The organism is Halovenus rubra (assembly GCF_026586665.1).
Classification (GTDB): Archaea; Halobacteriota; Halobacteria; order Halobacteriales; family Haloarculaceae; genus Halovenus; species Halovenus rubra.
Window position 1 is genome coordinate 17,795 of record NZ_JAODIY010000044.1, and the last position, 23,506, is coordinate 41,300.

Consider the following 23,506-nt stretch of genomic DNA (forward strand, 5'->3'; position numbering starts at 1 on the left):
CGTGACCGGCGGCGACAGCACACAGCGAAGTCGTGACCAACGCTCCGATTTGTTGGCACGCATCGGGTCGGTTCGCGACCGACTTCGCTCGCTGCCGCCAGAGACGGTTGCTGTGGCAGTAGTCGCGCTTGGAACGGGTGTCGCAGTGTTTGTTCTTGCCTCGACTGTTTTTGAGTACCACTCCAGTAACCACGACGAGGCAGTCTATCTCCAGCAGGCGGCAATGTTGCTAGACGGGCAACTCAAGATGGCTGCTGGCGACCTCACCGATGCGTTTCACCCTTGGTTTTTCATCGAGGATGGCGGTCAGCTCTATCCAAAATACTCACCCGTGCCAGCGGCGATGTACGCCCTCTCGATGGCACTTTTTGATGAGCCACGGGTGACACTCGCGGTTGTCGCCGCTGCTAACACCGGGTTAGTCTACTTGCTCGGAACGGCTGTCGCCGACAGGCGCGTTGGGTTAGTCTCGTCTGTGTTGTTTGCTCTGTCGCCAATGGCGGTTCTTACTGGCGCAACCTTTCTGCCCTACGCCCCGACGACGCTGTTCAACCTCATCTTTGCGGTTGCCTACCTTCGTGGTGTTAAAACGGGCCGACTCCGATGGGGGGTTGCCGCCGGCACCGCTATCGGGATTGCGTTTTTTGCCCGGCCATACACGGCAGTCCTGTTCGCAGTTCCGTTTATACTTCATGCCGTCTACACTGCAGTTCGCGCGCTGTCTCGTGACGGTGTCCGACCGCTCCCTGCAGTCGTTGCCCGACAGGGGGCGACTGCGCTTTCGGGGCTCGTATTCGTCGGCGTTACACTCGCCTACAACGCCCGGCTGACGGGTGACCCGATTCGGTTCCCGTACGAGGAGTTCGCCCCGCTCGATGGCCCCGGATTTGGCCGTCGCCGAATTCTCGGCCACTCTCTTGAGTATACCCCGGAGGTTGCACTCCGCGCGAACGGCTTTGCTGTTCGATATCTCACCACACGGTGGGTTGTTGCGGGCCTCCTCGGAACGCTTCTTGCGGTGTGTGGAGCCGGACTCTTCGTGAGGACATGGCGTCGTCGCAACTCTGGAGCTGTAGCCAATCATCGTCTGTTCACCTCCCTTAGTGAGTTGAACCTCACTGCGGGGACGCTCCTTCTCGGAACGGTCCCCACAGTGGTACTGGGGAACGTGCCGTTCTGGGGGAATTACAACGCTCTTGGGACGCTTTCGGACCCGACCGACGGACTTGTCGCACAGTTCGGTCCGTTCTATCACTTCGACTTGCTCGTCCCGGTCGCGGTGTTTGCTGCGTTTGCTCTCGTGGCTGGCTGGCGGTTGCTTGGACCAGCTCTCGCCGCACGTGTCCCTGCGATTTCCCCGCAGCGGGCCGCTGTTGTCGGCATACTGGTAAGCCTGCTCGTCGTCAGCGGTGTCAGTGTCGCCCTCGTATCCACGCCACTGGACCGAAACGCCGGGCACGCCGAGAAGTACGATATCGCCTACGAACCAATCGAGTCGACGAACTTCGAGAATGACCTTGTCTTCGTCCCAACGCCGTACGGCGAATGGCAGAATCACCCGTTCCAGGTGTTCCGGAACGACCCCGGCTTTGATGGGCCTGTTGTCTACGCTCTTAACCGTGACCCTGCCGAGAACTTTGCCGTACTTGATGCGTACCCGGACCGTGAGTACCACCGCTATACGTACCGTGGCGAGTGGACACCCAACCCCGACAACTATGTCCAGCCAAAACTCGAATCTCTCTCAGTGCGTCACGGTAAGACACTCGACGGTAAGACAACGGTTGGCGTTCCAGCGCGTGTCGAGTACGCTCACGTCAGGCTGACGACTGACGGCGACGGTGTCGCCCGGTACACCGTCGATGACCCGTCCGAATCAGTCGCTACCGCTTGGTCACTTACCGGACAGGAAGCAACCCTCGCCGCGACTGGTGAGTCAGTGCCGGTCGATGAGACCGATACCGTGGTTGTAACTGTAACGCTCGTTCAGCCAGACGGCGCGACGCTCACCTACCGACAGGAAGCGACCGTCCGAACAATGGGCGACCGTGTCGAGGTAATCTGGCCACCCGAACGAATGGTCTGTCCACTGACGACTGATTGTGGGCTGGAAGGAACGTACCTAGCAGATGAGACGCAGTTCGATGGCGTCGGGTTCAAAGTAACGCTGGAAGCTCGCGAGTAATCACAACCGCCCAAATCACTGCGTCTGCAGTCGGAACCAGCCGAGATGCGGTATCCGGACTTCGGCAGTCCCAACAACCCACTCTGGCTTGACTGGATTCTCCGCCTGTATCGAGGCCTGGTCGTACCGGTTGTTGTTGTCCCCTTTCGTGATGAAGCCAGCGTTAGCGGCGACACACTTTTTATCGTCAGTATCGAGGCTGCCGAGATACTCGGGGTTTGCCTGTGCACACCAGTTGTCTCCCGCCCCAACCCAGAACATTGCTCGATGGATTATTGGTGTGGTATCTCCGTTGCCATCAGGAGTAAAAACGATAACATCACCGCTATTTCCGTAACTGCTGTAGCCGGTCTCGTTTCCGACGGCGGCAGTTACAACCCCTGTTTCCTCATGTGCCTCGTCGGGATGGAAGCGGTCAGCGTCCATCAGGAAGACGAGGTCATCGATCTCCATATGTGGCTCCATGCTCCCGCTCTCGATTGCGACCATTGGCGGCCAGACCCCACTTATTGCAAAGAGGTACGCACCAAGTAACAGCACCGCCAGCACGCTGGTGACGAGGTCTCGGGTGAATAACTTCCACGTCGCCCCCGACTCACCGTCTGCTGTTACAGACTGTTGTTCTCTCTGACCGATTGCGGGCGGTCGATGTTTGTCATCCTGTTTGTGCCACTCTGTGATATCCACGGAGTCATTTTGTGTCTCCTGTCTCTCTGTGGACTCCGTGGCGGTGTGCTTGCGTTCGGGCCCGATATCGGCGGATTCGGTGGCGGAATCGTCTTGGTCTGCTGGTGACAGTCCCGTGTCTTCGTTTCTGGATGTGGGGTCGGACTCGCTGTCGTCACCGGGCGCTGTCATTTTCCTACTGTTCTGTGCTCTTGCGTTTGAATGTTCTGGAGTGTGTCCGCACGCGCAACGCCGATGACTGTAACAACATCTGAGACTCTGTCCTTTTTATCACAGCCCAGACGTTGGCTTCGCTATCCTTTTGATGCCGTCGACCCAGTACTGAGATGTGCCTCTCGAAGCGAGTACCCGCATCGTCCATGCGCTCGCCGAGCGTGGTTACAACGCTGACCGTGAAGCAGTCACGCTTCTAGCTGGCGCATCCGACCCACAGGCCGCCATCAACCGTGCAGTTGAAGCGGTCCCTGAGGGGACTGTTGTCGTGACTGCAGCCCATGTCAAAGAGTCCCTTGAAACGCCAGCAGACGAACGTGTACACACACCAACTGGCCAGACCGACGCTGCACAAGATACGGACGAACAACACCCCTCTGTTTCATCTGGAAACGAGCCTGACAATTCGGATGATATGGCCGGTACTGTTCCAGTTGAAACGGAGGGGTCTTCTCGCGGCGCACGCTCGGCAACTCGCTCACCACCCGACCCCGAGTTAAGCGGAGATATCCAGAGTACCGGCACCGGCGAATACGGTGATTTCGTCTCGGTGTTCCGTGACCGCTACGAGAAACTCGCCGACCAGCTCCGTGGTCGCGTCAACCATCGGCCAACGGACGCAGTAGCTGAGATGTCCGGCAATAGCGACGCCGCCATCATCGGGATGGTCTCTGATATCCGGACAACTGCTAGCGGCCACTGGCTGGTCGAACTCGAAGACACGAACGGGACCTTTCCATGCTTGGTGATGAAAGACCGCGACTTTGCCGACGACGCACGGACATTGCTTCCTGACGAGGTCATCGCCGTCGAGGGAACGCTTGCCGACGACGCGGGTATCCTTTTTGTCGACTCCTTGTTTTTCCCTGAAGTACCGCGAACCTACACGCCTTCGACGGCTGACCGTGAGGTCGAGGCCGCGCTCGTCTCGGACGTCCACGTTGGTAGCGAAGAGTTTCGCGGCGATGCTTGGGACCGTTTTGCTGACTGGCTTCATACGGAGGAAGCTGAGTCTGTGGAGTACCTGCTTATCGCGGGCGACATGGTCGAAGGTGTTGGCGTCTACCCCGGCCAAGACGAGGAACTCGATATCGTAGATATCTACGACCAGTACGAAGCGTTCAACGAGTACCTCAAAGACGTACCCGGCGACATGGAAATCGTCATGATTCCGGGCAACCACGACGCCGTCCGGCTAGCTGAACCACAGCCGGCCTTCGATGAGGAACTCCGTGATATCATGTCCGCCCACGACGCCCGAATCACAGCGAATCCATCGACAGTCACTGTCGAGGGCGTTTCGGTACTCATGTATCACGGCACCTCCTTCGACGAAATCATCGCCGAGTTGCCCGACGAGTACGCCGGCTACGACAACCCCGAGGGAACGATGGCACAACTACTCCGCAAACGCCACGTTGCACCGAAGTACGGTGGAATGACCCGCATCGCACCCGAAGAGGAGGACCACCTCGTCATCGAGGAAGTCCCCGATATCGTCCACACCGGTCACATCCACAAACTCGGCTACGGAACGTATCACAACGTGCTCACAATTAACTCCAGTTGCTGGCAGTCCCAGACAGATTTTCAAGAGAGTGTCAATCTTGAGCCTGATGTCGGCTACGCGCCGATTGTCAACCTCCAGACGCTCGACTTGACAATTCGGCAGTTCGTGTAACTCACTTAATTTGGAGTTTGAGGGTTTCATCGACCGACAGTGTTGGCCCTGCAGTAACGGACACTGGCGTTGGTGAGTGAAACTCCGTCTGCTGGCAGATGACGGCAACAGTTAGCTTGAGTACTCTATCAGCCATAGTTGCCCCCAGACAGTACCGGGGTCCGCCGCCGTACGGGATATACGCATATTCGGGTCTGTCCGGCGTACTACCGAGCCAGCGCTCTGGCCGGAACGTTGAGGGCTTCTCCCAGACTGTCGGGTCCCGATGGAGAATCCATGGTGGCACCACAATAGTCGCTCCTGCCGGTACCTGATACCCACCGACTGTTGTCTCAGTCGTTGGCTCCCGGAAAATAAGATACTGGGGCGGGTACAACCGAAGGCTCTCTTTGATGATTGCGTCTAACAGCGGTAATTCTGGCAGCTCCGATGGCGTTGGGGGGCGGTCGTCAACAACGGCATCGAGTTCGTTACCGAGAGCAGACTGCACGTCTCTGTGGTTCCCAAGTAGTCCAAGCGTACACGCTAGTGCAGTCGCCGTCGAGTCATAGCCAGCAAACAGCAGGGCAATTAACTCGTCTCTAATCTCTTCGGCTGCTAGACCGCTGGCGCGCATCAATCCTAGCAGCGACTCCGCCGGTGGTTCGTTCTGTTGTTCAACAATGGTGTCAAGTCGGTCGTGTAGCGTCGAAACTGCCCGCCGAAAGCGTATGTTTGTCGGCGTTGGGACCCACTCGGGAAGATACAGTGAGACCGACCGTACGTCGAGTCGCGACAGAATGTCTCCTGCTGCCTCATGGATTGGTGTCTGTTCGCCACGGAGGTCTAGCCCGAACAGCGCTTTTGCTAGCACTGCAAGTACGAGGCTTCGTGCCGCGTCGACAACCGGGACCGATGTCCCCGAGGTCCATCCGTCGACAACTTCGCGGGCATAGGTGGTCATAAGCGACCCAGCATCTGTTAGTCCGCGTGAACCGAACCCTTCCTGTAGTAGCTTCCGACGCTCGCTCCATTTTTCGCCTTCGAGAAGAACCAGACTATTTCCCTGCAGTGTCCCGAGGCGGTCCCGGACAATATCGGCTTTCTTGTATCGGTCACTCTCTGCTGTGAGGACCTCCCGTACCGCGTCAGGGGACGTGATTAAAGACAGCTGTTGATTTGCAATCCGTACACGAACGAGCGATTCGTCGGTTTGTCCCCACTGTTGTAGTGAGGTAAGCGGCGACCGCAAGACGTGTAGTGTGTGTCCAATGACCGGCTGTCTGCCTGGGGCTGTTGGGGGATTATTCATGCCTCGCCCTGGCCAGCCCGGGAGTGCTGTTGGGTTGGTTGCCTGCTGTCTGTGTTTGCGTCTCCGACGGTCGTGTCGGTCGGAGAACAAGTCCCCCGCTCACGTCTTACTCACCTCGGCAAGCAGGGATGCGAGGTGTTGTTTTGCGTGCTCGTCGGGTGGTTGCTGTGGCGAGCGGGGGTAGCCAGCAGGCGCACCACGCTGTCGCATCGCCCACTTCAGGCCCGGGATACCGTACATGGTAGTCACTGCCGTGTTTATATCCACCAGCTCCGCGTTCAGGGACTGTGCTCGCTTTGGTGTGCTCTCGTACAGTTCGTGAATCTTGACACATTTGCGTGGGTAGAGGTTTGCAAGCGCGAGGACGCCACCACGCGCACCAGCCGACAGCGCCTGACTGAGGATATTTGCCGTCCCGATTAACAGGTCGAACGTACCGTCAGCGACGCGCTGTTGTGTCCTGATAAACGACCCCAGTGACCCGTTGGTGTCTTTCATCCCCGCAATGTTTGGGTGAGATGCCAGCTCCGCAACCGTTTTGGGCGTAAGCTGTACGTCGGTATAGCCTGGGACGGAGTAGAGATAGACCGGTATCTCGGCGCTGTCAGCGACCGCACGGTAGTACGACACGAGTGTATCGTGCCCGTGGTTGTAGTAAAAAGGCGTAACAACGAGTGCTGCATCTGCACCGGCATCGACTGCAGCGGCGGTCGAATCGAGTGTCTCCCGGAGACCGGGATGTCCGGTACCTGCAAGCACCGGCACCGACGCTTCCTCAACAACCGTCTCGACCACACGCTTGCGTTCGGCAGCGGTCAACAGTTCTGCCTCACTGGTGGAGCCACAAGCTAAAAGAAAGTCGACGCCGCGGTTCTCGACCCAGCCGACGAGTTCTCGTAGCGCCGCGTAGTCGACATCCCCCTGCTCCGTACATGGCGTCACGAGCGGTGGCCCGATACCGTGCATAACTGAATCTTGCTCCCTGTAATCTTGAATTGTATGGGAAACTCATCTTTCACATCTCTTTTTGTCAGTTCGCCGCCGGTAACACAGAGTCTCTGTCTGACTACAGAAGGCAGGCTGATTACCGTGAGAAGACGCTATCTGCTGTCGCCGCTCCGACAACGCTAAAAATCGACCCGATACTGATTGCGTTGAACGTAATCCGTGCCAGCTCGGCAGTATCGCCGCCGGCGTTGACGAAGGTTGCCGGCGCGCCAAACAGCACCGCTAGAATGGTGACTGACCCGAATGAGACAGCCATCAAGGAGAGAAACCTAACTGGAATCCCCACAACTGTCTGCTCCTCGTCGGAATCACGTTTTGTATCTGCCTTGTACAGCGTTGCGTATCCAATTGCAAATACAACGGCAACGGTCGCAAATGCCTGCACCAGACGCATATTCTTTGCGAGGGCCCAGACCTCCTCGGTGACGACGAATGGTCCTGCAAGCAAAAAACCGCCGACGACCTGCTGTGCGGAATCAGCTAACCGAAACCGTCGGGGACGCCCGGGTCGTCGTAATCTCATGGTCTGCTGTTCTCTCCCGGGTATGAAATAGCTCCCGGGTACTCTGTTGCCCGGCGAAGAGCTACCTGAGAGTGTTGAGTGTATCGGTTATGTTAGAACGAAGACGCTGGGCAATTTCGTCGGTTTCGACGGGTGTATGCTGGTTCTGGACGTACAGCGACTCGAAAAAGTAGACCAAATGGAGCACCACGTACAACTGCTGTCGGTCAGCAAAGTCATCCGAAAGTGAGCGAACTGACTCGTAGCCAGTCCGAAATGCTTCGACCGGCCCATCCGGTCCAAATGCCGGCATGACCGTCCGCCAGTAGTCGAACTCGCCGGGGGCCGCGATGGCGTGTTCGAAATCGACCAAACAGGCTACTTCGCCGTCCTGTACGGCAACGTGTTCCGGCGTCGCCCAGCCGTGACAGCAGACCGGTTCGCCCGCGCCGGCGAATACGTCGGGGTGGCCCTGCAGGAACCCGATTACGTCGTCCGCGATGTCGGCGTGGCCATACTGTTCGAGTGTCGGTCGGTAGTGACGAACGTAGTCGAGTGCTGCCGCGTGCCACTCTTGATGACCGGTCGTGGCGATACTGCCACAGTCGCTCTTGTCGTCTGGTAGTTGGAACTGACCGTACCCATCGAGGTGGTGGGCCGTCTCTTCGTGGAGTTGTGCCATTCCACGGCCTGCCGCCGTCGCCCACCGTTCGTCAGGGTCGAACTCCCCCTCGGGTTCGGGTGCGTCCGGATGCCACGCGGCGACGTAGTAGTCCCTTCCGCAGTCGAAGACTGCTGGGACCGGAACTGTCGTCTTCTCGCCGACGAAGGCGGTCACCCGTCCCTCCATGCCCGCGCTCCCGGTCGGCCCGGTGTCAAGTTTGCAGACAGCTCGGTCCCCGTCGACGGTCACCTCGTACACTTCGTGGGGTGGCACGTCGTGAAGCTGAGCGACGACGCCGTAGCTGTCGAACTCTGCGTCGAGTCTGTCGCGAATCTCCTCTCTCATGTGTTGGGTGCCACGTGACGGCTGGCTACCGGTCGGAGGATGCTGTAGCTCCGACCGTCCAAACTGAGAACAGGCTGCTTTCAGTTGCTGCCCTTTTCGAGCTTTTCGGGTCTGTTCTTGCTTACCGCTCTTCGCTATCTAACACACGAATCTGGTCGCCGCGCACGGTGACGGGAATCGGGACTGTCGCCTCATAGAGTTCGACGGTCACCTGGTCTTTCCCTTCGTCGATACGCTGGACCTGAGCCTTCTCACCTTTGAACGGACCGGCGATGAGTTCGACGATGTCGCCTTCGGCGATCCCCTCGACATCGGGTGTCGGCGAGAGGAAATGCTCGACTTCGGCCATCGAGGTCTGCCCAGGGACAATCCCATTTGCGTGTGGTATCTCATCGAGGATGCGCTCGAACACCGAGGAGTCCTCGGCTTCGACCATCACGTACGACGTGACCGAGTCGGGGGCCAGCGCCGCATGGATTTCCGGCTCTTCGCGGTTGATAATCATGTCTGCGACCGTCTGTTCTTGACTTGCAGTCGTTTTGACCGCGTAGATTCCCATTACGGACCACCCGGCACGAACGTCATGAACGCGAATATGACGAAGCCGATGAATCCGACCAGCATGATTCCCAGACCCGCAATCTTCGCGACCTGACTGAACTCTTCCCACGCAGGCGTACTTGCCAACTTGAGGACGCGGATGTACGAGCTGAGGTCTGTTGGCGTGTTCATGTCACGCTGTTTCAACTCCGTGCTTTTTTATCTATTGGTACGGGGTGGCCCAACTCCGAACACAAAGCCGTCCACAAAAACACTATCAGAGGTTTTCTGTCCGTTTCTGCTGTGTTCTCCGCTCTTAGCTGTCGTTTTGGCCGCTATCTACTCCGTATTAGTCGGGACAGACACCACGAATCCGAAAAAACAAAGCAATTGAACGCCGCCACAATCCATTCCAAGCCGGCTATCTTGTCGTCTTGCGTTCTTTCGCTCTCGGACGGCGGTATCGTGGCCATGTATCTGGCTCACACTGACGTCTCTAACAACCGGTTACTGTGATGGACTAGTCGTGTCTCGGTTTTTGGGCTATCATCTCTGATAATATCCACACAACGATTAATTACTCCGAAAACGCTGTATTCGTATGAGCGGGACAGACAACTCAGGTATCTTTTCATCGCTGTCCGAACGGGGGGCGACCGTTTACAGGGACTTTGTCCGATATGTCCCACGAGGGACGTCGATTCCCGAAGAGACGTGGCGGGCACGTCATCGTGGACTTCTCGTATTGTTGGTGGCACACCTTCCGTTTTTATTCCTGCTTGGCCTATTCGACGGGCACGACCCATACCTCACCGGAGCCACATTTGACGCCGAGCCTTTCGGCGTTGTCTTGTTCGAAGTTGCCAGCATCGGCGGGTTCGCACTGCTTGCAAGCATTTCCCGTCTTGACCGGCGCGTCCGGACATTTATTGCCGCGTTGGGCTTGATGACCGCTTCTGCGGCGCTGGTCCACTTCTCGGGTGGCTTTATTGAAGCACACTTTCATTTCTTCGTGATGGTTGGCGTCATCGCCATCTACGAGGATTGGCTCCCGTATATTCTGGCAATTCTCTACGTCGCACTCCAGCATGGCGCTGCCGGGATGTACTTCCCGGAGGCCGTCTACAACCACGCTGCCGCCATTGGCAACCCATGGCGCTGGGGGGTTATCCATGCGGTATTCATTCTTGGACTCGCCGGCGCAATCGTGATGCACTGGCGCTCTATCGAGCGCGCCCGTGAGAAGACCCAAGAGACTATCACGAATCTCCGAGAGAATCGTGCCGATATGGAGGCCTTAGAGGAGGCCAAAGCTGAGGCCGAGCGAGCTAAAGCGACGGCCGAAAAAGCACAGCGAGAGGCTGAAACCCACAAGCAGGAGGCAGAGGAACTGAACGAGGAGCTACTCGACCGTGCTGATGCTATCGGCGAAGCGATGGACGCTGTTGCAGGCGGGGACCTGACCGCAATGCCAGGCACAGATAGTGACATCGAGGCAATCTCGGAGATCAATACCGCGTTCGGGCGGATGACACGAGAGCTTTCGGCGACTATCGAAGACCTCAGAACCTTCGTCGGAACTGTCGAGGAGACGACGGCGTCAATTCACGACGATGCAACAACCTTCGAGCGTGAACAAGAGGAAATGGCCACAGAGATTCGTGGATTCGCGGCCGAAATCCGAGAGCAGGCGAACGAACTTGAGTCTTCGACTGAAGAGCTAGGCGACCTCTCTGCGACAATTGAAGAGATTGCCGCCAATGCCGACCAGGTTGCTTCCGAGGCCAGTGCTGCCACAGACACGGCCACGACTGGTGATGAGACTGCTGGCAAAGCTGTCGCTGCAGTCGAAGAAATCGAAGACAGTATCGAAGAGCTATGGACGCTGGTCGAATCGCTCGACAGCAGGATGGACGATGTCGCAGAGAGCACCGGCCTCATCGATGAGATTGCCGAACAGACCAATATGCTCGCGCTGAACGCAAATATCGAGGCCGCACGCGCTGGTTCCGACGGTGAGGGTTTTGCGGTTGTGGCCGACGAAGTGAAGACCCTCGCTGACGAGACACAGGCACATTCTGGGGCAATCGAGCAGACGATAGCCCGAACTGTCGAGGATGTCGAACAGGTGCTTGCGGAGATGGAACGGACCCGAACGCGTACAGAAACCGGGAAAACGACGATTACTGCGGCCGGTGACCAATTTGTCGACCTCTCGGAGTCGGTTAGCTCTGTGGATGGCTCTATCGAAGGGATTGCCACGGCTACCGATGCTGCCGCCCGGACGACCGAGGATGTCGTTGATGCAGTTTCCCGTGTTGCGAATAGCTCTCGGACCATCGCCAAACAAAGCGAGGCGCTTGCCGACCGTGCCGAGACCAACGCCAGCACCATGTCCGATATCCGCTCACGACTCGATACCCTCGCTGACCAGACGACGACGCTACAGGCCAGACTCGATACGTTCGATTGTGACACTACAGGGACCAAAACAGCCAATGGGCGTGACATGAATGGCCCCACCACTGATGGTAAAACAGGCCACGACACGAGCTGACTGCTAATGAATGAGCCATCTCCACCCGTACGGTTCGTATGACTACCTGTCGTCTCTGTGACCTGCCGGTCTCCGATGCAGTCACTGACGACAGTGTTGAGGGGGTCTTTTGTTGCCGTGGGTGTCTCGAAGTCCAGCGAAGTCTGGGCGACGTTGCTGTGTCTGATACTCACACTGGTGAGAGCACTACCTCAATTCCGGAGGATGCTGCGACGACGTACTTCGTAATGGAGGGAATGCACTGTGCCACCTGCGAGGTGTACCTCGAATCGGTCGCAAACGACTGTGATGGTGTCTACAACGCAGAGGCGAGCTATGCAGCCGAGGCGATGAAACTGAGCTATGACCCTGATACTCTCTCCACGGAGACGCTTCGTGATACGCTTTCACGAACAGGGTACACCGCCAGTAGACGTGACGCTGACGGTACAGACACTGAGACGGACACACTCGAAAACAGGCTGATTGTGGGGGCCGCCTTGGGGATGATGGCAATGTTGGCCTACGTGGTCTTTCTGTACCCGCGGTATTTCGGATACGAGCCGCTGGTTGCGCTTGAATCAGAGGACAGCGCACACATATACGGTCATCTGGCTGCGCTGTCGGCGATACTCTTGTTGTATACCGGTGCACCGATTCTCCGCGGGGCGTACGTCAGCGTCCGGACACGCAGGCCAAACGTCGACTTGCTGGTGACGACTGCTGCACTCGCTGCCTACGCCTACAGTACAGGTCGTCTGCTTACTGGCCACGCTGACCTCTACTATGATGTGACTGTTGTGGTCGTGCTTGCGGTCACTGCCGGAACTTACTATGAGGGACGTATTCGGTCGCGGATGAATGGCTTGCTCACTGACCTCACTCCACTCCAGTCCGAGACTGCGATTAGAGAAAATGGCGAGGTTATCTCAGTCGATGCAGTCGAGACCGGCGACCGGCTTCTCGTCAGGGCGGGCGAGCGGGTCCCCGTCGATGGGGTCGTCCGAGACGGTTCTGGGGCTGTCGACGAAGCCCTCGTCACTGGCGAATCACTTCCCGAAAACAAAGCTCCCGGTGATACGGTCATCGGCGGAACGGTCGTTACCGATACACCGCTACTCATCGAAGCGACTGGAACCGATAGCAGGCTTGACCGCATCGTCGACTCGCTCTGGGAGGTCCAGACTGCGCGGTCTGGCGCACAGCGGTTTGCTGACAGGCTCGCAACTGTGTTTGTCCCGCTGGTGTTTTTTCTTGCGGTGGGTGCCAGTGTGTTGGGTCTCTTTGCTGGTGAGTCGGTCCAAACTGCGTTGCTCACGAGTCTTACACTTCTCATCGTCTCCTGTCCGTGTGCACTCGGTCTTGCGACGCCGCTCGCTGTTGCCTCCGGTCTCCGCTCTGCCGCCGAGCGTGGCGTCGTCATCACCACACCTGCACTGTTTGAACACGTTGGCTCCGTCGATACCGTTGTCTTCGATAAAACCGGAACTGTAACCAACGGCGAGATGGCCGTCAGCGACGTGTTTACGACCGACGAAACAACCGAGAACAGACTACTCGCGCGAGCCGCCGCAGTCGAACAGTATACGGCTCATCCAATCGCACGAGCGGTGACGGAAGCAGCACCCGGCGTCCGTTCCGACGGGGGGACCACCGTGCCCACAGACACGGCGGCGACCGACCCAGCGTCACCCGCTGGGGACACGAAGTTGGCCGACAGTGTTGGGTCGGTCGTTCGGCACTCTCGAGGTGTCTCGGCGACAGTTGATGGTATGTCTGTTCTCGTGGGCCACCCCGACTTGTTCACCGAGAAGGGGTGGGAGATAGATGATGCCCTCGCAGACCGGACAGAGAGTATCACGACGGAGGGGAACGTACCGGTGATTGTCGGATGGGACGGTTGCGCCCGAGGTGTCATCGCAGTCGGTGACGAGGCCCGCGATGAGTGGGCAGCAGTTGCTACAGAACTAGGTGACCGGACTGTCATTCTTACCGGAGACGAGGGACCTGCCACACAGCGACTCGCAGAGCATCCCGCCGTCGACCGGGTGTTCGCCGGCATCAGACCCGATGGCAAAGCTGAGACTATTCGTCGGCTGGCAGCGACCGGGACAGTTGCGATGGTCGGTGACGGTAGTAACGATGCACCTGCGCTCGCTGCCGCCGATGTTGGTATTGCTCTCGAAGATGGGACGAAACTCGCAGTCGACGCTGCCGATGCGGTCGTTCTCAATGATGACCTCGGACGACTCCCTACTGTGTTCGATGTCGCTGTAGCCACGCGCCGGCGGATTCGCGAAAACCTCGTCTGGGCGTTTGTCTACAATGGTATTGCAATACCACTCGCACTCTTTGGCTTCCTGAACCCGCTGTTTGCCGCGTTGGCAATGGCAACTAGTAGCGTCCTTGTCGTCGCCAACTCGGCCCGGACGGCCGGCTAACCTCCGAAAAGAGTGTGTTACTCGACGTAGTCGATATCGTCGCCAATCTGCTGGGCAGCGCGTTCTTGCTCGGCTTCGCTTTTGCCGTATATCTGTGGACTCTCGACGCCGGTAACGACAATCATGGTCTCCATCTTGCCTTCGAACTCTTGATTGACCGATGCACCCCAGATGATGCGAGCGTCCGGGTCGATACGGTCGTAAATCTCTTCGACGACGCCTTCTGCCTCTTCGATGCTCATGTCGGTGCCACCGACAACGTTGACAAGCGCGGAGTTCGCGCCGTCGAACTCGACATCGAGGAGTGGGGACCGCAGGGCCGAGCGAATCGAATCCTGGGCTTTGTTCTCGCTGTCGGACTCGCCCAGTCCAATCATAGCGACACCGCCGTTTTCCATAATTGTTCGAACGTCGGCGAAGTCAACGTTGACCAGGCCGGGTTTAGTAATCAGTTCGGTCATACCCTTGACCGAGCGCATCAAAACACGGTCACAGATTTTGAAGGCGTCCTGCAGCGGCATCGAGGGCGCATAATCGAGAAGGCGGTCGTTTGGCACGACAATCACTGTATCAGAGACTGAACGGAGACGTTCGAGACCGGCGTCGGCGTTGGCCCGCCGGCGCTCACCCTCAGCAGTGAATGGGATTGTAACAATAGATATCGTAAGAGCGCCAGAATCCTGTGCGGCCTGTGCGACGACCGGGGCAGCACCGGTACCGGTCCCGCCGCCGAGACCTGCCGTAACAAACACCATATCCGAGCCGTCGATAGACTGCTGAATATCTTCGATGTTTTCTTGGGCCGCCTCCTCGCCGATTTTCGGAACTGAACCGGCTCCACGGCCGCCGGTCCGTTTCTTGCCGATGAGGATTTTTGTGTCCGCGTCTACTTCGTCGGCAAGGTGTTGGGCGTCGGTGTTTGCGGCGACCAATTTTGCACCGTGAATACCTTCTTCCATCATCCGGGTTACAGTGTTGCCCCCAGCACCACCACACCCGACAACGGTAATTTTCGTTTCGAGATCTTGAACGACCTCTGCGAGCTCCTCGTCGCTCATTGTCCCCGACGTAGATGGCTCCTCTGTCGGCGTGCTTTCCGTTGGTTCCTCGCTCACTTCGTCTCGTTCTTCCTCCGCTTCGTCGATTGCGTCATCGATGATGGAGTCCATAATTTAAATAGCCATAGCAGGCCGAGTACTAATTACTTTTCCCTCTCGTCTGACGTTTGTATGACGCTCTTCTCCGGAATTTCCGGTGGAAACCGACTGTGGGTATAGATTACGATGTGTTTATAGCTCCACACGAAGCGAAGGGGTTCATTCAGAGAGCGAGAACCGCGTGGTCTTTTCCTCGTGGACAGCCGCGGGCGGGATTGTTTCACCGTCGACTTCGACAGGCTCGCCAGCAGCGAGTCGACCAAACGCTGGTCCCTGGGGGACGCCCAAGGTCTGTGCCTTCTCACTGTTGAATACCTCCTGTCGAGCAATGACTGTCTCCTTGTCGCGTTCGATGCTGTCGTATTTTTCTGAAAGCACCGCAAGTAGAGTCTCAATGACGACTGCACGCTCGGTTTCCGGAGGGAGGACGACTGTTCCGGTCGGACGAGTCCCTCCTTGGTCGGTTCCAAACGCGAGTGCAGCTTCCGCGACCGCGTTGGAGGCTGCTTCTCTGTTGATGCCCCGAGCTTCGTCCAACAGTGCTGTCGGAAGGTCGACGACGTGATACTCCTCTGGAATGTGATTTCGGGCCGGCTTACCAAAGCGGAGGCCGTCATCGATGGATCCGATATCTGCTTCCATGGCACGGACAAATCCGAGGGGAACGCCGTCGGTCTCTCGGACCCAGGTTTCGCTTACGGCACGGTAGCCAAGCGACTCCACCACCTCCGTGAGTTCGGCACGGTCACCCTCGACGAGTGCGTAGTTGCTGTTAGTCGCTTCGAAGGCCTGCTCGATGACCGTTTCCGTTGCCGGGTTCTCAAGTGTGTCGAGCCCCCAATCGGCAAGAACGTGGCCGACTGCCCAGTCAGTTTCTGCCATCACACGCCTAAACCGTGGTGCGTAGTGGCCGCCGCCGATGCCGACGAGTTGTCGACACCGTCCCCGCTGGTCGCTCGTGCTCCAACTGCCGTTTTCAGGGCGGCAATACGCCGTACTCTCTCGCAGAGCCAAGATTGCCTGCCCAACGGCTCGGGCAGCTTCGGGGTCCTCCCACTGCTCTTTGGCGCTGCCGACCTCGACGAACATCGAGGGTGCGCCCACAACCGACGGACCATGATGGGTCGCCTCGATGCCGACCTCGTATCCCCCAGGCGAGTACGCATCGAGTGCATCGAAGACGGTCCGGAGCGCGTTGGGGCAAGCAGTTGCGAGGTCGTTGTCCGTGCCCCCGTGTTCAGCCGGGCCGACGTTGCCGGTATGGTGAGCTGTCAGCAATGGACCGGTCTGGCCGGAGTGACGGGAGGCAAACACCAGGAAGTCGGGGTCATCGAATGCATCGGCTGGCCGGACGAGGTCGAGATGGAGGGCGTCGAACTCCCGCAACTGCGCGCCGTCAGTTTCGTAGACAGTTCCTCCGCCCGCGGCGTCGCAACGAGTGCCGTCATCGAAGGTGTCCCAGTCCGCGAGCTCACGGAGGTGCTCGCCGATATGGACCGAGGCGCTGTCGGCCCGAGAGACGATAATACCGAGCATGTCTCCTCCTCACGGAAGCGGCGGCAAAACGGTTGTTATCCGTGTCCTCTCTCATACGGGGGTCTGATACTCGCACAGTACCACTGAGTCTGTTTACTGCCGTTTTTATTGATCGTCAGGTCGTCTGAACTGAGACGTGATCAAATACTAGTCTGACCTATTTATACGGGTGATCCCGTGAAGATCTGTTCGGGCCGTCGTGATGTGGACAGTGTCACTAACTTCACAGGACTGGATTAAACGACCGTACTCATCATTTCCACTGAATTCAATTGAAACGGTATCGCCGCTGAGAGCGAGTGGGAATGTTGTATTCTTATTGACACTAGTTGAAGAAATCTCTCCCACGTACGAATGTGATTTCCAATGCCTAGGATTTTCTTCGTTAGGCTCGATTCTCCCTTCTTTCTCACCCACGATTTCGGCACTAGTAATAACAAATGGAACAATTTCTAATTCGACTTCCTTACCGATGTAATCGAGTGACGCATGTTTGTCATAATCGAAGACACAACACTGTCTAGTTTAGAACCTCGTCAGCTGGCGTTCGATCATCGAGGGATTGGTGCGGTCTGAGGCGGTTGTAGTAATGCGCAAATATTGCAATCCATTGGCGAACGCTCCGCCGACTGCCCACCCACGAAGTATGAAAACGGTCGAGCCGCATTTTGAGTGTGTGAAACCATTTTTCGATGAGGTTTCGGTCGGTATAGTCAACCCGACCGTTCAATCTTAATCGTACAAGGGCAGTCCGATAGCCGAACTGATCGACGAGAAACGTCGCATTCGAGAGATCGTGTTTTTCCTGCAGTCCAGACAGGAACGCAGCCGCCGGATCCGTGCCATGGCGTCCGAACAACGCCACGTCCAAGATGAGTTTTGTGTCGATGTCTATTGCAGCGTACAACCAAGACCACTCGCCGTTGATTTTGACAGCGGTTTCGTCAACTGCGACCCGCGACGGCTGCGCCGTCCTCAGAAATCGGATATTTCTGATGGGCTGCGGGAGAGCAAAGCTCTCCCGAACGTCGGCGGGTCAGGAACGCTGTCAGACAGCCGATATACCCACTGCCAGACCGCTTGGTGAGAGCGTTCAACGCCTAATTCCGCGAGAACCGTTGTTGTCTCTCTGAGTGAACAACCGGGCGCATGAAGCCGGACGGCGAACGCCCTGATGGGCGTCCCCAGAAGCCACGGGCTTCTGGTGTGCGAACGAGACGCGAAGCGTCTCGTCAACGTCGCCGTCCGTTCACGCTCCCAAGTTTCTTCTAGATCCGCCGCAAAGCACTCACTGAGTAGGTCTACGAGCATCTGAACCAACCAACTCAATGACCTGCTCACTTCTCAAACTGACTTAACTAGACTGTGTCATGATATCTTCTCTTTTATCAGTTATATATAAATAAAGAAGAGTGATTTAAACAACAATATTATTTCGATTCAAGGGTGTCTTTGGCTTGGGAGAGATTTCCCTCCAGCAATTTGATGTTTCTTGAGTCAGTGAGATTAGGATTGGCAGAAACAATCCGTTTATACAGTTCTTTGCTTGCACGAATTATTTCAGTAATATAGGCTTCCGTCGATATTGTCACACTATCTGTTGTTGGCAATCGCTCCTCTTGATCGTCAATACCATCATATGTTAGAACATTTGCTATAGATACCTCTGTTTCGTTCAACGGCTCAATCACAAAATACGACGGTCCATTCTGATTTGTGATGACTGCTTTTTCAGTATTCACTACATCAGAAATACTCTCTAAAAGACTATTGAGCAGATATGTGACCCAGTTTTTCGGAACTCGATTATCACTACCGTATATATAGCTGTCTTGAGCCAGTATTCTCATTCCTACGTATGGGTCACTCTCACCATCCTCTACTTGTGTCGTGAACTCATCCCCATACTGGATTTCGATTAGCATTTCTTTGTCTATTTTGAAATTCATTCAATCCACCCATATTCAGAATGCCATTTGGAAACACTAGGCCCTTTTTCAGGGATAGCAGTTTTGATAGACCCATCCCCATCTGTGATAACCCTCATTTGAGTGATGCCTATCTCAGTGTAACCTTGGTTTGTTGGCCTCAGCATGTATTCGTGCCTGCCTCCAGATCCTGATGAATATTTGCCCTTTTTTATTGAGTCATAAATCAGGTCCTTAACCTCTGGAATTATATCCTGTCTGTCAAGTTACGCCCTTTGATGTATTGTCCTCCCGGGAAAAATGAGGCGGAATATAAATCGAGTAGATAGTTCGGATCCTTCCTCAGCGGCCCACGCGTATACCGGGCTTGGCCCACCAAATGGACTTGGCTCTCCATGCTGTTCCACACGCTCAAATAGCTCAAGAGCTTGGCCGTACGCATCGTCAGCTCCTTCGATGTCAGCAATCATCCTGAAATCCCCAATGTATTCGTATCCAAGCCCCGTCCATCCGTCATGTTTGACTTGCCGTTCGGGAAGCCGTCCATTCAGTACATCCTCAATCATCAGGACTGCCTGCTCGCTTCGATTGATACAACGCTTTTCTGCCTCAGCTAGCCGATAGCAAACGGCTGCGTATCGGAGTTCATCAACTGCTACCCAGAAGTGCCACTTGTCAAACGCCTTGGCAGAAAGAGCATAGTATGCTGTACGCGTATACCAGTCACCGGCCTGCTCTGACGCGGCGTCTGACCTAGCTTGCTCCGCTTTGGCCCTTATTTCTCGGCGATGGCTGGGTTCGTACATTGGTAATAATCACATTCTGTCTTTCTTTCCTCTTCTACAATTCGTGTACGTATTTACTATTGCAGTCACTCAGATTCGTCTGGTGGAGCCAGTACATCGTCACTCCATTCGAGCGTTTCAGATTTATCCAATAAAGATAGTAATTCAGCTATATATTCATGTCGATATTCTATTCGATATGTGAGTGACAGACTTCGAAGTGCTGTAAAGGAATCCGAATCTATTTTCCAACCTACAGCGTCAATAAGATACAGCAGAAAATTGGTCGAGAAGTGGAATCCATCTTCACCAGCCCAAGCGTAGACCGGATCTGGTGCGCCGGCCTGTTCTACACGCTTATACAATTTCATTGCAGTTTGGTAGGCCTCGTTGGCGTCTTTTCGATTCGCAATCATACGAAAATCGCCAATATATTCGTGGGCAAGACCAGTCCAAGCATCACGTTTGGTCTTATTTTCAGGGAGGTGATTATCAATTACCTCGTTTATCATTAATTCAGACTGTTGACTACGATTCGTACACCTAGAGTCCTCTCCCGACATTCTGTAACATACTGCGGCGAGACGAAGTTTATCAATGCCAATCCAAAGACCTCGGTGATGAAAACAAGCTCTTGAGAGTCCATAATATCCAACACGACTATAATAATCTGCTGCTGAAACTAATTCTCCTGATTGGCGATATTCATCTGCCTTATCTAATAATTCAGAATAGTCGTCGTGCTCTTTCATGGTTAACAATCGTATTCAGTATGTCCTCGTTCTTCAAGTTCCTCTTCAGCATCTTGTCCACTATCGAAGCTTTTCTCTCCATCTTTAAGTAGCGATGTCCTCACTCCCCACGGAGCAAACGGGTAATCTGGGCTAGTCCGTACAATGTGCCAAACTCCGTTCGAGGCTTGGCTAATGTAGTACCGAAGCGTTCCGTCAGTCCAGACTTTGCCATTGAACGGGTTTTTGAGTGCGTCTCTGATATCATTTTTATCGATGCCTTGCTTGTATGGATGGTCGTTTTCAGATTGTTCTGGGATATACACCTTTTGTCCACAGGTATCTTCAACCGTCTCGCCAGAAGACGCGGTAGCTATGGTCCCGCCAATAATTTCGAGGATGGTCTCCTCGCCGTCGGTAACACTGTCACCGATGATATACTGCACTTCGCCATCCTTGGTGACGACCCTGTCTGGATTGTCGAGAATGCTCTCGATTTCTGCAACCGTCAGCCCAGTCGTCGCCTCGATGTACTCCAGACCAAACCCACGGGTGTACTCTGTCCCATCGACAGTGGTTGTTTCGTAGACTGCACCTGCGGGAAGAGTAATCTCCTCGCCGTTCACCTCGTACTTCGCTTCGATGCTGGAGGCAGGGATCTCGTAGGAGATTTCCTCCCTGACAACCTCGTCCTCTATTTCCGCTTCCAGTGCTGCAACGGAACCAAATAGTAACCCACCTGCCAGGATTCCACCTAGTGTCGAGACAGGATCCGGTGATGTTGAACCGAGTGTTCCACCAATCTTCGAACCCTCTGCTGCGGCACTTGCGAAGGCACCGGCATAGACAGTCAGATCCGCCGAATCACCCGTGACATCATACTCGATGCGGGTAAATCCGCCGTGTTCGCCTACTGCTTCGGCGATTATAATATCGGGTTCGTCGTTAGGTAGTACTACGTTATAGGTAATGTCACTTGGAGAGTCTTCCGCTTTCAGGGTTTTGTTCTCTCACGTATCGGTATCGAAGAATGGAATCCAGTTCCTCTCTATGAATATGTTCTATTTTAATTACGAATATCTGATATTCTATTGTCGATCTCTTTGATTACATCATGCTCTTCTAGCTCGGGATTTAGCTCAGTGACTGTTTGATAGAAGTTAGCTCCCATCTCAGTAACCGCATCTTCCCACAGTTCTCTCGTGGTGATATACGACCGTGCGACACCGAGTCGCTCTTCGGGATTTTTTGCTTCTTTTAAGGTGTGGCAGGCTGCAATTTCAACAGCAGTGGTATTTTCTGGACCGACTGAGAGAAAGGATGGTCCCTGATCGAAATGAACCACACTACGGGAATCTGATTTGAGAGCGGTCACCGATTCAAGAAGGTCAATCATGACAATACATGCATCACCAGTCACTGTAGCTCGTGAACCGCCGTAAACATCTTCACCACCAATGGTGAGTGAAATACTTATCCATCGCTGAGGGGCGCCCTGTTTGACCCAGTCTTGATATTTCTGATCGAAATGGAATTTAATCGTAACCGATGAATGATGGTTCCTTTTCATGTTGTGTCTTCGAATTCTCCATCACCAGCATTCAACTCTGGGTGATCTATGGCCGAGATTACGCGCTTGAATGAGAGTCGATTACTCCTCGGAAAAGGAATCTATTCGATCTCGGATATCAGCAATCACCTCCTGATCTTGTAGGTCGGGATTCACGTCAACAACAGTCTCATGGAATTCACGCGCAGTTCTGAGGACCTCACTTTCCCACGCTTCTTTTGAAACAACTGCATCATCATCAATCTCTAACCTTTCAGACGAGTCCATCGCGCCCTTGTAGGTTCGACAAGCAGCTATCCTGACGGCTGTTTGATCCACAGGATCTATCGTCAACCACGTCGGGCCGTACTCCAACTCAATAATAGACCTCTCGCCAGTTTTCATTGCACTGACCGAGTCAAGCAGATTCAGAACAAACCCACATGCAAATCCAGTAACGTAGCTGTCTGGACCGCCATAGATGTACTCTTCCCCGACTCTGATACGAATGTCAATCCAGCTATCTGGTTCTTCATTTTTGATTAATTGTTCCCGATAGCTTCCATCAGATCTGAATTTAATTTTTGTTGGAGCCATTTATTTACTTACTTATCCATGTGAACTCGCTTCCATTTCTCTCTAAAAGTGAGCTTATATCTTCACCGGGCTTTGCATTGAGTATCCCTATTTTGAGAGTGCTAATTTGGCGCGCAATTCTTCCTTCAATGACGGTGTAAAACTGAGAGGATTGGCTGTGGCTACCAGGATATGCCCCCCATCGGGGAGACGTTCATTGAACCAAAACAGGTCTGTCTCGATAATACTTTGATCTAGTCTCTCTACCAGTGTTGGTGGTAACAACAGCAACCAGTACACATCAGTCAATTGTCCTTCCAGCAGTTGATGCACGTGAGATGTATCATCTATAGAAATACTAGAAAATGCAACAGGTTGGTCTAGTACATTATATATCGTGGTTGCAATCTGAATAATTGTGTTTGTAACGTCTTCAGCGTCTTGACGGTAATGAACCGGATCAACACAGAATGAAAACCCACTCAGATCGTTGAACCGTTCCCAGGTTGCGTAGAGACTGAGACTGAAATCAATGTTATCTACCCAGAATGTAATACTGCCTCGTCGATGTTCCGACAGATCCTGGAGGACGTTTTTCTTCGGGTGCCGCTGCGAGGTATAATCATTGAGTGGACCATTATAGAGTAGCCCATTTGTCTCTCCATCATGTGATGTTTCCCATCCCTGTTGGATACCGGACTCGACCAACTCTTCTATAGTCGATAACGAACAGTCCGCTGTTTTTGGGTATTTGATACGATATGGTTCGTCTGCCATTGTTCTATCGAGGTGAGTATGCCTTTATATTATTTCTCGGGAGTATCTGATATCTCTACTTGATGACTCGCTCTGGATCACTCACTTCACCTGTTTCAATACCTGGTTTATGTCTGTATTTATCGCACTTGTTGGTATTCAAATATTTACCTCCGCCCAAGCATAGATATAATTCATTCTACAGAGAGTCATTCAAAAATAATATCGTTCATTCCGCGCTCTCTCAGTGTTTGCTTCGATGTAGTCTCGGAGCTAAACGAAGTCCACATTCGGTACTTCCCGAACGAGTCGGGAGAGTGCCGTCTGAACGCCGCGAAATAGTCACATTCTGTATGATTTGAGGGTTAGTCTCCGTTGCTACCGCTGCGGAGACC

At 54.8% G+C, this 23,506-nt stretch carries 20 protein-coding genes and 1 pseudogene; 4 read left to right on the forward strand and 17 right to left on the reverse strand.

Features of this window, described 5'->3' with window-relative positions; translation table 11 throughout:
- Position 1: 1 nt before the first annotated feature.
- Positions 2–2,185, forward strand: a complete 2,184-nt coding sequence (locus tag N5098_RS16110) for an ArnT family glycosyltransferase (protein ID WP_267638870.1) — start codon at positions 2–4, stop codon at positions 2,183–2,185.
- Positions 2,186–2,200: 15 nt separating this feature from the next.
- Here N5098_RS16110 and N5098_RS16115 read toward each other — a convergent pair whose 3' ends face one another.
- Positions 2,201–3,043: a S24/S26 family peptidase gene (locus N5098_RS16115; protein ID WP_267638871.1), complete on the reverse strand. Its 843-nt coding sequence runs from the start codon at positions 3,041–3,043 to the stop codon at positions 2,201–2,203.
- A gap of 157 nt (positions 3,044–3,200) precedes the next feature.
- Here N5098_RS16115 and N5098_RS16120 point away from each other — a divergent pair, with 157 nt between their 5' ends.
- On the forward strand, positions 3,201–4,766 hold the full coding sequence (locus N5098_RS16120) for a DNA-directed DNA polymerase II small subunit (RefSeq protein ID WP_267638872.1): 1,566 nt from the start codon (positions 3,201–3,203) through the stop codon (positions 4,764–4,766).
- A 1-nt stretch (position 4,767) separates the two neighbouring features.
- On the opposite strand, the gene N5098_RS16125 is transcribed toward N5098_RS16120, so the two are convergent.
- From N5098_RS16125 to N5098_RS16150, 6 genes are all read right to left on the reverse strand, one after another.
- On the reverse strand, positions 4,768–6,057 hold the full coding sequence (locus N5098_RS16125; RefSeq protein WP_267638873.1) for a cytochrome P450: 1,290 nt from the start codon (positions 6,055–6,057) through the stop codon (positions 4,768–4,770).
- Positions 6,058–6,156: 99 nt separating this feature from the next.
- A complete protein-coding gene (locus tag N5098_RS16130; protein ID WP_267638874.1) occupies positions 6,157–7,023 on the reverse strand; it encodes a dihydrodipicolinate synthase family protein in 867 nt (288 codons plus the stop codon).
- Between the two features lie 118 nt (positions 7,024–7,141).
- Positions 7,142–7,588, reverse strand: coding sequence for a DUF2391 family protein (locus N5098_RS16135; protein WP_267638875.1), 447 nt, complete (start codon positions 7,586–7,588; stop codon positions 7,142–7,144).
- A 61-nt stretch (positions 7,589–7,649) separates the two neighbouring features.
- Complete coding sequence (locus N5098_RS16140; protein ID WP_267638876.1) at positions 7,650–8,576, reverse strand: phosphotransferase family protein; 927 nt, start codon at positions 8,574–8,576, stop codon at positions 7,650–7,652.
- Between the two features lie 121 nt (positions 8,577–8,697).
- Positions 8,698–9,135, reverse strand: coding sequence for a transcription elongation factor Spt5 (locus tag N5098_RS16145; protein ID WP_267638877.1), 438 nt, complete (start codon positions 9,133–9,135; stop codon positions 8,698–8,700).
- Complete coding sequence (locus tag N5098_RS16150; RefSeq protein ID WP_267638878.1) at positions 9,135–9,308, reverse strand: protein translocase SEC61 complex subunit gamma; 174 nt, start codon at positions 9,306–9,308, stop codon at positions 9,135–9,137. The genes N5098_RS16145 and N5098_RS16150 overlap by 1 nt, the downstream gene beginning before the upstream one ends.
- Positions 9,309–9,717: 409 nt before the next feature.
- Between N5098_RS16150 and N5098_RS16155 the strand changes: the two genes are divergently transcribed.
- On the forward strand, positions 9,718–11,673 hold the full coding sequence (locus N5098_RS16155; RefSeq protein ID WP_267638879.1) for a methyl-accepting chemotaxis protein: 1,956 nt from the start codon (positions 9,718–9,720) through the stop codon (positions 11,671–11,673).
- Between the two features lie 38 nt (positions 11,674–11,711).
- On the forward strand, positions 11,712–14,093 hold the full coding sequence (locus N5098_RS16160; RefSeq protein WP_267638880.1) for a heavy metal translocating P-type ATPase: 2,382 nt from the start codon (positions 11,712–11,714) through the stop codon (positions 14,091–14,093).
- A 17-nt stretch (positions 14,094–14,110) separates the two neighbouring features.
- On the opposite strand, the gene ftsZ is transcribed toward N5098_RS16160, so the two are convergent.
- The 10 genes and pseudogenes from ftsZ to N5098_RS16210 form a co-directional block, all read right to left on the reverse strand.
- Entirely contained in the window at positions 14,111–15,262 is a 1,152-nt protein-coding gene (gene ftsZ, locus N5098_RS16165; RefSeq protein ID WP_267638881.1) for a cell division protein FtsZ, read from the reverse strand.
- Positions 15,263–15,409: 147 nt separating this feature from the next.
- The gene (locus tag N5098_RS16170) at positions 15,410–16,786 is read right to left on the reverse strand and encodes a D-aminoacyl-tRNA deacylase (protein ID WP_267638882.1); all 1,377 of its coding nucleotides are present in this window, start codon (positions 16,784–16,786) and stop codon (positions 15,410–15,412) included.
- 520 nt (positions 16,787–17,306) lie between these two features.
- Positions 17,307–18,097: pseudogene (locus N5098_RS16175) on the reverse strand (IS6 family transposase).
- A gap of 119 nt (positions 18,098–18,216) precedes the next feature.
- Positions 18,217–18,735 (reverse strand): hypothetical protein, encoded by a 519-nt coding sequence (locus N5098_RS16180; protein ID WP_267638883.1) that lies wholly within the window; start codon positions 18,733–18,735, stop codon positions 18,217–18,219.
- A gap of 245 nt (positions 18,736–18,980) precedes the next feature.
- Positions 18,981–19,520, reverse strand: coding sequence for a hypothetical protein (locus tag N5098_RS16185; protein ID WP_267638884.1), 540 nt, complete (start codon positions 19,518–19,520; stop codon positions 18,981–18,983).
- A gap of 65 nt (positions 19,521–19,585) precedes the next feature.
- Entirely contained in the window at positions 19,586–20,251 is a 666-nt protein-coding gene (locus N5098_RS16190; RefSeq protein WP_267638885.1) for a hypothetical protein, read from the reverse strand.
- Between the two features lie 2 nt (positions 20,252–20,253).
- Positions 20,254–20,856, reverse strand: a complete 603-nt coding sequence (locus N5098_RS16195) for a hypothetical protein (RefSeq protein WP_267638886.1) — start codon at positions 20,854–20,856, stop codon at positions 20,254–20,256.
- Between the two features lie 440 nt (positions 20,857–21,296).
- Positions 21,297–21,800: a hypothetical protein gene (locus tag N5098_RS16200; protein WP_267638887.1), complete on the reverse strand. Its 504-nt coding sequence runs from the start codon at positions 21,798–21,800 to the stop codon at positions 21,297–21,299.
- 81 nt (positions 21,801–21,881) lie between these two features.
- A complete protein-coding gene (locus N5098_RS16205; protein ID WP_267638888.1) occupies positions 21,882–22,376 on the reverse strand; it encodes a hypothetical protein in 495 nt (164 codons plus the stop codon).
- A gap of 87 nt (positions 22,377–22,463) precedes the next feature.
- Positions 22,464–23,132 (reverse strand): hypothetical protein, encoded by a 669-nt coding sequence (locus tag N5098_RS16210; RefSeq protein ID WP_267638889.1) that lies wholly within the window; start codon positions 23,130–23,132, stop codon positions 22,464–22,466.
- Positions 23,133–23,506: the final 374 nt, after the last annotated feature.